We start from the raw sequence: 12294 nt of genomic DNA, 5'->3' as shown, positions 1-12294 counted from the left end.
TATTTTGATATTTAAGACGTCTGATAATAATGAGAGATAATTAGAAGAATGTTAATGTTAGATGATTTAATAAAAGAAAGAGAGAACAATTATGGAGATATTATATAAAGTACATAATAATCTTTATGTTAATATGACTAATAAATGTCCATTTGCCTGTACATTTTGTCTTAGACAGACTATGGATAGAATTGGCGAGTCGGACAGATTATGGCTTGAAAGAGAACCTCTTGTAAGTGAAGTTATAGATGAATTCGCCAAATGGAATCTTGATGATTTTGGTGAAGTAGTATTCTGTGGTTTTGGTGAGCCTACAGAAAGCTGGGATAAGGTAAGAGAGGTAGCAGCATTTATTAAAAAGACTTACAATAATAAGCCAATCAGAATCAATACTAATGGAGCAGGCAACCTTATCAATGAAAGAGATATAACAAAAGAAATGGCCGGTCTTATAGATACTGTATCAATAAGTCTTAACAATCCTGATAAGGATGAGTATAACAAGCTTGTAAGAAGTAAATTCGGTGATAAGACATTTGATGAGATGATAGATTTTGCGAAGAAATGCGTAGCAAATGGGCTTAATGTTGTTATGACAACGGTTGACACAACTATATCACACGAGGAAGAAGCACAGTGCCGGATAATATGCGATAAGATAGGTGCTTCTTATAGAATACGTCCATGGGAGTCATAATTACACGATATTCACAGTTGAAATTATACAAGGAATGTTATAGAATTAAAAAGATTATTGTGAAGATGCGAAATATTATGGTGTATATGTGTTAAGTACATTATCACCTTATCAATAGATGGCATCTGTATCTTTAGGAGGATTATTGATATGGAAAAGACAATGGAAAAGATAGTAGCTTTAGCAAAGGCAAGAGGATTCGTGTATCCGGGTTCAGAAATCTATGGTGGACTTGCTAATACATGGGATTATGGTAACCTTGGTGTTGAGCTTAAGAATAACGTTAAGAAGGCCTGGTGGCAGAAGTTCGTACAGGAAAGCCCATACAATGTAGGTGTTGACTGTGCAATACTTATGAATCCACAGACTTGGGTTGCTTCAGGACATCTTGGCGGTTTCTCTGATCCTCTTATGGATTGTAAAGACTGCCACGAAAGATTCAGAGCTGATAAGCTTATTGAAGACTGGGCAGATGAGAATAACTATGAGATAGAAGGTTCAGTTGATGCATGGTCACAGGAACAGATGAAGAACTTTATTGATGAGAAGAATATATGCTGCCCAACTTGTGGCAAGCACAACTTTACAGATATAAGACAGTTCAACCTTATGTTCAAGACATTTCAGGGTGTAACTGAAGATGCTAAGAATACAGTATACTTAAGACCAGAAACAGCTCAGGGTATATTTGTTAACTTTAAAAATGTACAGAGAACATCAAGAAAGAAAGTGCCATTTGGTATTGGACAGATCGGTAAGTCATTCCGTAACGAGATTACACCTGGTAATTTTACATTCAGAACAAGGGAATTCGAGCAGATGGAATTAGAGTTCTTCTGCAAGCCTGGAACAGACCTTGAATGGTTCAATTACTGGAGACAGTACTGCATAGACTGGCTTAAGGCACTTGGTATCAAGGAAGATGAGATGAGAGCAAGAGATCATTCACCAGAAGAACTCTGCTTCTATTCTAAGGGAACAACAGATATCGAGTTCTTATTCCCATTTGGCTGGGGTGAATTATGGGGTATTGCTGACAGAACAGATTATGACCTTACACAGCACCAGACAGTATCTGGCGAGGATATGTCATACTTTGATGACGAAGCTAAGGAAAAGTATATTCCATATGTTATTGAACCATCACTTGGTGCGGACAGAGTGACACTTGCATTCCTCTGTGCAGCTTATGATGAGGAAGAACTTGAAGGAGGAGATGTAAGAACAGTTCTTCATTTCCATCCAGCATTAGCACCAGTCAAGGTTGGTATCCTTCCACTTTCTAAGAAGCTTAATGAAGGTGCAGAGAAGGTATATGCAGAACTTTCTAAGTATTACAACTGTGAATTTGATGACAGAGGTAATATCGGTAAGAGATACAGAAGACAGGATGAGATTGGTACTCCATTCTGCATAACATATGACTTTGAGTCAGAAGAAGATAATGCTGTAACAGTAAGAGATAGAGATACTATGCAGCAGGAAAGAGTAAAGATTTCTGATCTTAAGGCATATTTTGAAGACAAGTTTACATTTTAATATAGGTATTAATTTATGAAATGTGTTAAATGTGGAACAGAATATGAGGGCAATGAGTGTCCCAGATGTAATGGACCTGTAATTAAGATTAACAGCAGTGACTATATGGCTAGACGTAAAGCATATGAAGAAAGCCTGGCAAGAAAAGAGATACAGAAGGTCTTAGACAGTGCAGAAGAAGCTTGCAATGTTTTGTCTGGTGAATCAGAACAATCTGATAAAGATGGCAAGACAATACAGCAGGGAAAGCGTGCAAAGAAGCGTTCGAATAAGGTAAAGAATTATGATGAAGGTGTCTTTGATATAACTAAAGTTGATTTTAATGATGTGGCTGATAAGTTAAAGGCTGGAAGTGAAAAGCTTGCCAGTAAAGCTAAAGGAAAAGCCCAGCAGGAAAAGGCTAAGACCAGAAAAAATAATAATGCTAAGACGGATAATAATGTTAAGGCAGATAATAATATTAAGATGGATAGCAGGATAAGACCACAGACAAAACATTCATATAAGAAAGCAGGAGTAGCTGTCGCCATAGTTATAGTGGCGATAGCTGCTATTTCATTAATTATGGCTGTTTTGTTAAGGAAGAATTCATATATATATATGAGTGATGGAAGCCGCATATATGATGTATCTTCACTTGAAAGCCAGTATATATGTGATGTTAAGGATGCATTATTTGGTCTTGATGAAGTTACATTTTATACACCGGAATGGCCGGAAAATATATCTAAGGACAGTGTGGTTTCAAGTGCTGCAAGTCCGGATGGAAAGTATTATGCGGCAGATGTGTATAATGATGAAGATGAGCTATATTCATTATATGTATGGTCACAGGATGGAAGTGTGGAAGTTGTAAATAATATATATGCACACGAGATATATTATATTTCAGATAAAGGCACAATTATTTACAAAGAAACAGAAACTATCAATGACACAGGAAAGACAGGTGGACTTAAGCTGTCTATGGCAGAGATTACCAATGATAAAAGTTCAGGAAGTCTTATAGGAAAGACTGATACAATAGAAGCCAGTCTTACGCAGGCATATGTATACAGTGACAGCGATACAATTATAATACTTGATAGTGATAACAGATTATATCAGTACAATTATAGCAATAAGAAGCAGACATATGTGGCAGATAATGTGGATAATATATATCCATTAAGTGATACAGATGGCGTGTATACTAAAGGTGCAGGACATCTGAATACATCTGACAAGGCTGATGAATATATATATAATTCACAGGACAATAATTATATTGTTAGTGTTAAGAATGGCTTGGCACAGCAGCTTGATGGCATTGATGGTGCTAATATGACATATATTATTGATAGTAAGAATGATTACATATACTGGGTAGGTAATAAAAAAGTGTCATATGCAAAGTATAAAGATGGAATGGTGTCAGATAAGAAAGAACTTGGCAGCATAGGAAATATGCAGAACATAGTATTCTTAAAAGCATCGGGTGAACTTGTATACATTAATTCAGAGGCAAAGCTTATCAATGCATTAAAGGGTGATAAGACTGTTATTGCAGAGAATGTGAAGGACGGAAGCTTATCGCTTATTAATAATACAAAAGAGTCTATTACTTATATAGATAATGACGGACAGTATTATTTAAAGACACCATCAGCTAAGAAAGTGCTTATGGGAAATGTTACAGATACAGTTAATACATCTGATACAAGTCTTTACAGAAAGAGATTGTATTATTATGGTTCTGATAAGACATTATATTCTTGCGATTTAAAGGGTGGTTCAAAGAGCCAGATAGGAACAGTGGACAGGCTGTGGATTGGAACACATTAAAACAATTGTATATTAATGGAACAGATATTACAGCATTATTCTAAGACTTTAAGGTATAATAGGGTATATAAGGACATATATAATAACAAATGTTATAAGAGGTTATTATTATGTCCGGATATATGAAAGTGTTAGCAGAATATTCAGATAAAGCAGGACATAAGGACAGAACAGGACATATAAAAAGAATTACAGGTATAATAACAGCCATAATTATGTTAATTACTACGGCTGTTATTGTACCTGTTTTTTGCTGTGCAGAGGAAGTATCAGGACCAGACATAGATACACCTTCTGCGATACTTATGGAGGCGGCGACAGGACAGGTAATATATGAAAAGGATGCCGATACAGTTCTTGCACCTGCAAGCATAACAAAGATAATGACGCTTATACTTATATTTGAGGCAATAGAGGACGGAAGCATTAATATGGAAGACCCGGTAACTGTGTCGGAATATGCGGCTTCAATGGGCGGAAGCCAGGTGTTCCTTGAGCCGGGAGAGATACAGAGTGTCAGGACTATGATTAAGTGTATAGCGGTGGCAAGTGCTAATGATGCCTGTGTTGCAATGGCAGAACACATAAGCGGGGCAGAGAATGTATTTGTCGATAAAATGAATGAGAAAGCCCGTGAACTAGGAATGAGCAACACACATTTTATTAACTGCTGTGGACTTGATGTAGACGGACATACATCAAGTGCGAGAGATGTAGCGGTTATGAGCCGGGAGCTTATTAATAACCACCCACAGATAAAAGAATTCAGCAGTATATGGATGGAGAGCATAACACACATTACAAGAAAAGGCGAGAAGGATTTCGTGCTTACCAATACTAATAAGCTTATGAAACAGTATGCCTATGCCACAGGCTTAAAGACAGGTTCAACGAGCAAGGCAGGCTGCTGCCTTTCAGGAACAGCCAATAAAGACGGAATAGATCTTATAGCAGTTGTTATGGCGGCACCGACAAGCAAGATACGATTCAGTGATGCGATAACGCTTCTTAATTATGGTTTTAGTGTGTGCAGTATATATAAAGATGAAGAACCGCTTGATACAGAGAGCATTAAAATCTCATCGGGCAGGCAGGATAAGATTAAGATAACAAAGGAAAAAGACTATTCATATATGTTCATTAATAAATATAACAATGATGATATAAGACGGGAGTGCATAATTAATGATAATATTAAAGCTCCATTAAAAGAGGGTGATGAGGTAGGCGTTATTAAATATTATTACAATGAGGCTTATATTGGAAGTGTTAAGATAATAAGCTGCGAAAATGTTGATACAGCAGGCTTTATGGACACGGTTAAGAAAATATTTAAAAGCTTACTTTAATTAAAGTAGTGCCATTTGCCGTATAATATGCTATATTATTAAATAATATTCATTAAGGGAATCACAAGGACACAATTATGGATTTATTTGATTATATGCGAAAGACTAATCAGGAGAATGATTCTCCTCTTGCGATGAGATTAAGACCAAGAACTTTGGAAGAAGTTGTAGGACAACAGCATATTGTTGGTAAGGATAAGCTTTTATACAGGGCTATAAAGGCGGATAAATTAAGCTCTATTATATTTTATGGACCTCCTGGAACTGGAAAGACTACATTAGCCAAGGTTATTGCCAATACGACAAGTGCGGATTTCTGTCAGATTAATGCTACAGTAGCAGGCAAGAAAGAGATGGAAGATGTTGTAGAGAGGGCGAAAAATAATCTTGGAATGTATGGTAAGAAGACAATACTTTTTGTAGATGAGATACATAGGTTTAATAAGGGGCAGCAGGATTATCTTCTGCCATTCGTGGAAGACGGAACTATTGTGCTTGTTGGTGCAACAACAGAAAATCCATATTTTGAGGTTAATGGAGCCTTGATTTCAAGGTCTATAATATTTGAGTTAAAGCCATTGTCAAAGGAAGATATCAAAGAGATACTAAAGAGAGCTGTATACGATAAAGAAAGAGGTATGGGAAGCTACAAGGCTGACATAGATGATGAGGCTTTGGAGTTTCTTGCTGATATAGCAAATGGCGATGCAAGAAGTGCACTTAATGCGATAGAACTTGGAATACTTACAACTGACAGGTCAGATGACGGACTTATACATATAGATTTAAAGACAGCAGAACAGTGTATACAAAAAAGGGCTGTCCGATATGATAAGACGGGTGATAATCATTATGATACCATATCAGCATTTATTAAAAGTATGAGGGGGTCTGACCCTGATGCAGTAAGTTATTATCTGGCAAAGATGTTATATGCAGGTGAAGATATAAAGTTTATTGCAAGAAGAATAATGATATGTGCAAGTGAAGATGTAGGCAATGCAGACCCTTACGCATTAGTTGTTGCTACGAATGCAGCACTTGCAGTTGAGAGGATAGGTATGCCGGAGGCAAGGATAATTCTTTCACAGGCGGCGTTATATGTTGCCTGTGCACCTAAGAGCAACTCTTGTTATATGGCAGTTGACAAGGCTATGGAACTTGTTAAGACAACCAAGACAGCACCTGTGCCGGCACATTTGCAGGATGCACATTATAAGAGTGCTTCAAAGTTAGGACACGGCATAGGTTATAAATATGCACACGATTATCCTAACCACTATGTGAAGCAACAGTATTTACCTGATGGACTTGAGGACGTAAAGTTCTATGAACCAACAGATAATGGCTATGAGAAGCAGATAAAGACACATTTAAAAAAGATTAATTCGGAGACGTAGAACTGATGAGAGAGTATATTAACAGACTTTCAAGAGGAAAGTTCAGATATGACATTCCAGATATAATACAACCTGATGATGTTATTATAGAAGATGTTATCTGTGACACAATACATAATGCAGAATTTCATATACAGGCGCAAGATGTAATTAAGGGGGTAGTATACTCTGATAATGCCAAGGTGACAGTGCTTACACCGTCATTTGCGGGAAAAGACAGTGATATTAAATACGTTATAGATGCAAGGGGACTTTCAGAGGGGGACAGCATAGAAGGAGAGTTCACGCTTGTTACTAATGCTGGAGAGAAAGAGGTATTATACAGCTTTACAGCAGTTAAAGAAACAGTAGATACAAGCCTTGGAAAAGCGGATAACCTGTTCCATTTTACTAATCTTGTGCAGGTTAATAAAGAAGAAGCAGTAAGCTTATACAGATCCGATAAATTCAAAAAAATATTCTTACAGGGTGATGATGTATTAAATAATCTTTACGATGTCCTGTATGACAGAGAAAATGTATATGAGTCAATGGAGGAGTTCTTAATAGCAATTAAGAAAAAGTCTGCTCTTACTTTCAGTGTTGATAATAATATAAGAGATTATAATATAGATGGTGCTAACGAAAAGGACAGCATAATTATAGAAAAGAACGGCTGGGGCTATATAAAGCTTGACGTACAGTGTGAAGCACCATTTATTAAGATGAAAAGAGGAATAATAACTTCTGATGATTTCATAGGTGATGTATATGAGCTGGATTATATAATAGATGATAAGCTTCTTCATGCAGGCAATAACTATGCGTATATTATAATAAGCTCTTACAGTCATCAGGAAGTAATAGAGATTACAATAAATGGAAAAGAGATTGTTAATGACAGCGGCTTTGATGAACACAGAGAGATAAGAACTGCAAAGAGCAGGCTTACAGCAGAATATCTCCAGTTCAGAATGAAACGCATAACCAAGCAGGAATGGGTTATTAACACTAATAAAATTCTTGACAGAGTTCGTGGATTGAAGAAATCGGACATAATATTTGACGTATTGCAGGCTGGTGTTAATTTTATATCAGGTGATGATTACAATGGAAGCAGAATTCTTGAGAACATTAAGGACAGGGTATTAAGCGATGTTGATAATCATATTGAGTTATACAGTCTTTACCTTTATGTAAGCACGCTTGAAAGAAAAGATGCAGGATATACATCAGATGTAGCCCAGATAGTTACAGAGTGTTATGAACACGGATATGACAGCTGGGTGCTTTTGTGGATATTATTCTATATAGACGGACAGTCTGAGAATAACAAGAGCATTAAGCTTATAAGAATAAAGGATTGCTTTAATGATGGCTGTATAAGCCCGGTTATGTATTTAGAGGCACTTAATATATATAATGCACAGCCAGAGCTGTTAAGGCTGTTTAACAGATTTGAGATTCAGGTGATAGCATTTGGTATAAAGTACAATATGATTACAGAAAAGCTTGCAAAGCAGGCAGCGGCTGTAATTGCCAATGAAAGAATTACTAATAAAGATAATATAGAGATATTAAAAAAACTTTATACAATATATGAAGAAGATGACATATTAGAAGTATTAATATCACATATGGTAAGGGAAGGAATAGCTGGTGAGGAAGCATTTCCATTTTATGAGAAAGCGGTTCTTAGAGGCATAAGAATAACAAGATTATATGAGTTCTATATGGCAAGCATAAAGAAAGATATAAAGGTGAGAATTCCAAGAATTGTCCTTTTGTATTTTACATATGATTCAGGTATTAATTATGAATGGAAGTCCTTCTTATATGCCAATGTTGTCTATAATAAAGCATTCTATAAGGATATATATGATTCGTACGAGCAGATGATAGAACTGTATCTTTATGAGCAGTTAAAGGCCGGCTGTATCAATAATGACCTTATGTATCTTTACAGACAATTTTTAAAGCCACAGCTTATCAATAATGAAACAGCAGAATATGCGGTTAAGTTAAGATTTATGTATCGTGTAACTGCTGATTGCAGTAAAGTAAAAGCTGTTATAGTAAAATGCGGCTATATGAAAGAGCCTGCAATATATGAGATGACAGGCAATGATATATATATTCCGCTTTATATCTCTAACTGTTCTATGGCATTTATCTGTACGGACGGAGTTATAAGAAGAAACACTGTCAATTATGAGATAGAAAAGATATTAGAAGAACCACTGGATATAACATTGTTAGATGAATATGACATTGAAGAGCCATATATAGCTTTATTCAGAGCAGATTATTGCAGAAAGAAGCATATATATAATGCGGATACACCATCTATATATAAGAAAGCGGCGATGGTTAAAGGAGTTACATACGAATACCGACAACTTATTAATTCGTGGCTTATTGAATATTATAAAGAATATTATGAAGGTGAAACCTTTAATGATGAGTACAGTGACCTTATTAAAGATGGTCTTGATATCAATACGGCACAGGGGCTTATTGAAATACTTTTGGAGTACGGAATGTATTATGAGGCAAGGGAACTTATGGAACGCTACGGCTATACAATAGTTCCAGCAGGCAAGATGTTTAAGTTCATAGTACACGAGCTTACTGCTTCGGTTAATAAGGAAAGCTATAAAGATATATTGTGTGAATATGTGTTCAGGAATCATCTGTATAATGAGCTGGTACTTGAATATATGGTTGATAATTATAATGGTTCAGACAAGGATATGTACAGGTTGTGGAAGAGTGCATCTGATTTTGGCGTAAATATTAAAAATCTTTCTGAGAGGGTTATCTCACAGTATATGTTTACTCAGGATAAAGATTATTATGATAAGCTTACACAGGTATTTACAGATTATTATAATAAAGGTGCATCACAGCTGATAGCCAAAGCATATATAGCTTATAATTCATTTTTATATTTTATTAAAGGAAAAAATGTAAGTGACATAACATTTACGGTTGTAAAAGAATGTTACAAAGATAAGATTGGTATTCCTGTAATATGCCTTGCTGCGTGGCTTAAAAAAGTATCAGAGAATATAAAAGAATTGAATAAACCAGATATTAAAGACACAGCACAGAAGATTCTTGATGAATTATGTGCAAAAGAGATAATCTATGATTATTATAAACGTTTTAATGGTGTTCTTAATATACCGTATAATGCATGTGGTGTTACAGTGATTGAGTATTATGGCAATCCTGATAATAAAGTTGTCATTAATTATAAAGTTAATGATGCTAAAGAATATGCAAGTGCAGTTATGAAATGTGATAACTGCGGAGTATTTACATACAGACTTTCATTGTTCTATAACGACAAGGTTATATATAATTATACAATTGGAACAGACACTAATACGAAGGAATATAACATATTGTACGATAACCTTAATGATGGAGATAATAAGGGCAGATTTGATGCAATTAATGAATGTCTTGCAAGCGAGGAGCTAAGGGATATGGTTACATTAAAGAAGCTTATGGAAAGCTATGCAGTAGAAGATTATGTGACAAAGCAGTTGTTTGTACCAGAGAATATGAGGCAGTAAGACTAAATTCCTGCTAAGAATGGAGATAGTTATGAACGATACAGATTTGATAATAGGAGTGGAGCTGCTTGAGGATAATATACAGATGTGTGTGTATGACAGTGAGTTAAAAGCACCAGTGGCAGCAGATACCGAAAAAGACAAAACTTTATCAGAGAATATAAAAGCTGTTATTAATAAGAAAAATGCCAGCAGTGTAGCTTCTATATGTGTTGTTGTTCCTGATTTTACCAAAGATACACTGGAGATTGTAAAGGAGGAGCTGTACAATGCAGGTGTTGCAAATGAGCAGTACCAGATAATAAGCAGAATAGAAAGCTTTGCATATTATGCGTACAGCCAGAAGAAGGAACTTTATCAGAATGGTACAGTGCTTATGGATTACAATGCTTCGGGAATTGATGTATACAGATTGTACTGCAATAAGATTGGTGATATGCAGTACATATTACAGGAGCATACATTAAGCCAGCCTGAAGGAAGTACAATAGAAAAGGCTTCACATTCCGTTACCTTGTATATGACAGAATATTTTAAGAAGCACAGGGCTTCAAGTGTATATCTTACAGGTATGGGATTTGATGTGGACAGGCTTCCAGATGAATTCACCAAAGTATTAGTTGCAGGAAGAAAAGCATTTGTTGGGCAGAATTTATATGTAAGAGGTGCGTGCTTTGCAGCGTTGGAGTATATATCTCCACAGGTATTTGGTAATGTGTGCCTTCTTACAGATGGCAGGATAAAAGCTGATATTGAAACGGATATATCAGAACACGGACGTCCTATGAAGTTTAGAATTGTCAAAATGGGAACTAACTGGTATATGGCAGAAAGAACAATTGATTTTATTATTGAAGATGTGTCGGTTATAAATTTCCAGATTATATGGCCGGACGGAAAATATATAGAAAAGCAGGTTGATATAAGCTCTATTCCTTACAGGGAAGGAAAGACAACAAGAATATCAATGAATGTAAAGGCATCTTCACAGGATAAATGTATTGTTACAGTAAAAGACCTTGGTTTTGGTGAGATATATCAGGCATCGGATAGTGTTATAGTTGAAGAACTGGATTTAAGTGAGGCAGATGTATGAGTGCAATGATTTTGTGCAGGGGGAAGGTTGCAGACAATCCTTTATATATAATGCAGTCAGGTATCAGATTGTATACAGAAGAAGAACTGTGTTATTATATTTACAATAATATATATATACTTACTAATGATTTTATCAATGATGAGCTTATAACATTTCTTAGGGATGAAGTGGGAAATACAGCACTTGCCCAGAGATTAACCATAATGAAAAGTAATAATGAGCTGTTGGCAAGTATGCTTGTCACAATACTTAAATCAGTTGATTATTATTCTTTGGAACAGATTGAAAAGATAAGCGAAATACTGAATACGCTTGATAATCAGAATGCTTATGAAAGACTTGGATTAAGAGGGGACAGTTTTCTTTCTAATGAGTGCTTCTATAAGGCGGTTGACTGTTATAAGCAGATTATAGATGAATACAGCAATGCTGCCCCGGCAGCGTTCTTAGCAGGTGTGTACCATAATATGGGTGTTGCACTTGCAAGAATGTTCTTATATAATGAGGCTTCATACAGCTTTATGAAAGCATATGAGATAGGACAGCATAAGAATTCATACAAGTGTTACCTTGCGGCAAAGTGGTTTATGGATAAAGACGGAAGTGTTATTAATGAAGATGTGCCAGAGGAGGAGTATATCATAAGAAGAAAGATAGAACAGCTTATGGATAATGCTGCGTATCAGGACGAGATTAGAAAGCTTAATGACACAGAGAAGTATAAAAATGCAGGAGATGTGGCAGGGTATCATAAAGTATTAGATGATATTCTTACCAATTGGAAACAGGATTATTATAAATATACTGCGAGGTGATAAGACAA

8 protein-coding genes are annotated in these 12294 nt (G+C 35.7%); all 8 read left to right on the top strand.

What is annotated here, in order from left to right:
• Positions 1-91 precede the first annotated feature (91 nt).
• The 8 genes from BM157_RS03160 (at position 92) to BM157_RS03125 (ending at position 12286) form a co-directional block, all read left to right on the top strand.
• Entirely contained in the window at positions 92-697 is a 606-nt protein-coding gene (locus BM157_RS03160) for a TatD family nuclease-associated radical SAM protein (protein WP_022503207.1), read from the top strand.
• Between the two features lie 150 nt (positions 698-847).
• On the top strand, positions 848-2236 hold the full coding sequence (locus BM157_RS03155) for a glycine--tRNA ligase (RefSeq protein ID WP_055306149.1): 1389 nt from the start codon (positions 848-850) through the stop codon (positions 2234-2236).
• A gap of 15 nt (positions 2237-2251) precedes the next feature.
• Complete coding sequence (locus tag BM157_RS03150) at positions 2252-4060, top strand: hypothetical protein (protein ID WP_090139915.1); 1809 nt, start codon at positions 2252-2254, stop codon at positions 4058-4060.
• 179 nt (positions 4061-4239) lie between these two features.
• Complete coding sequence (locus tag BM157_RS03145; RefSeq protein WP_443974483.1) at positions 4240-5409, top strand: D-alanyl-D-alanine carboxypeptidase family protein; 1170 nt, start codon at positions 4240-4242, stop codon at positions 5407-5409.
• A 77-nt stretch (positions 5410-5486) separates the two neighbouring features.
• A complete protein-coding gene (locus BM157_RS03140) occupies positions 5487-6809 on the top strand; it encodes a replication-associated recombination protein A (protein WP_022503211.1) in 1323 nt (440 codons plus the stop codon).
• A gap of 5 nt (positions 6810-6814) precedes the next feature.
• Positions 6815-10372, top strand: coding sequence for a DUF5717 family protein (locus BM157_RS03135; RefSeq protein ID WP_055306147.1), 3558 nt, complete (start codon positions 6815-6817; stop codon positions 10370-10372).
• Between the two features lie 31 nt (positions 10373-10403).
• Positions 10404-11468 carry a DUF5716 family protein gene (locus BM157_RS03130; RefSeq protein WP_090139913.1) on the top strand — a complete coding sequence of 355 codons (1065 nt, stop codon included), beginning with the start codon at positions 10404-10406 and terminating at the stop codon, positions 11466-11468.
• Positions 11465-12286: a hypothetical protein gene (locus BM157_RS03125; protein WP_022503214.1), complete on the top strand. Its 822-nt coding sequence runs from the start codon at positions 11465-11467 to the stop codon at positions 12284-12286. The genes BM157_RS03130 and BM157_RS03125 overlap by 4 nt, the downstream gene beginning before the upstream one ends.
• Positions 12287-12294 lie beyond the last annotated feature (8 nt).

The sequence above is a fragment of the [Lactobacillus] rogosae genome (assembly GCA_900112995.1).
Classification (GTDB): Bacteria; Bacillota; Clostridia; order Lachnospirales; family Lachnospiraceae; genus Lachnospira; species Lachnospira rogosae.
This window is presented reverse-complemented; position numbering and strand designations above follow the sequence as displayed.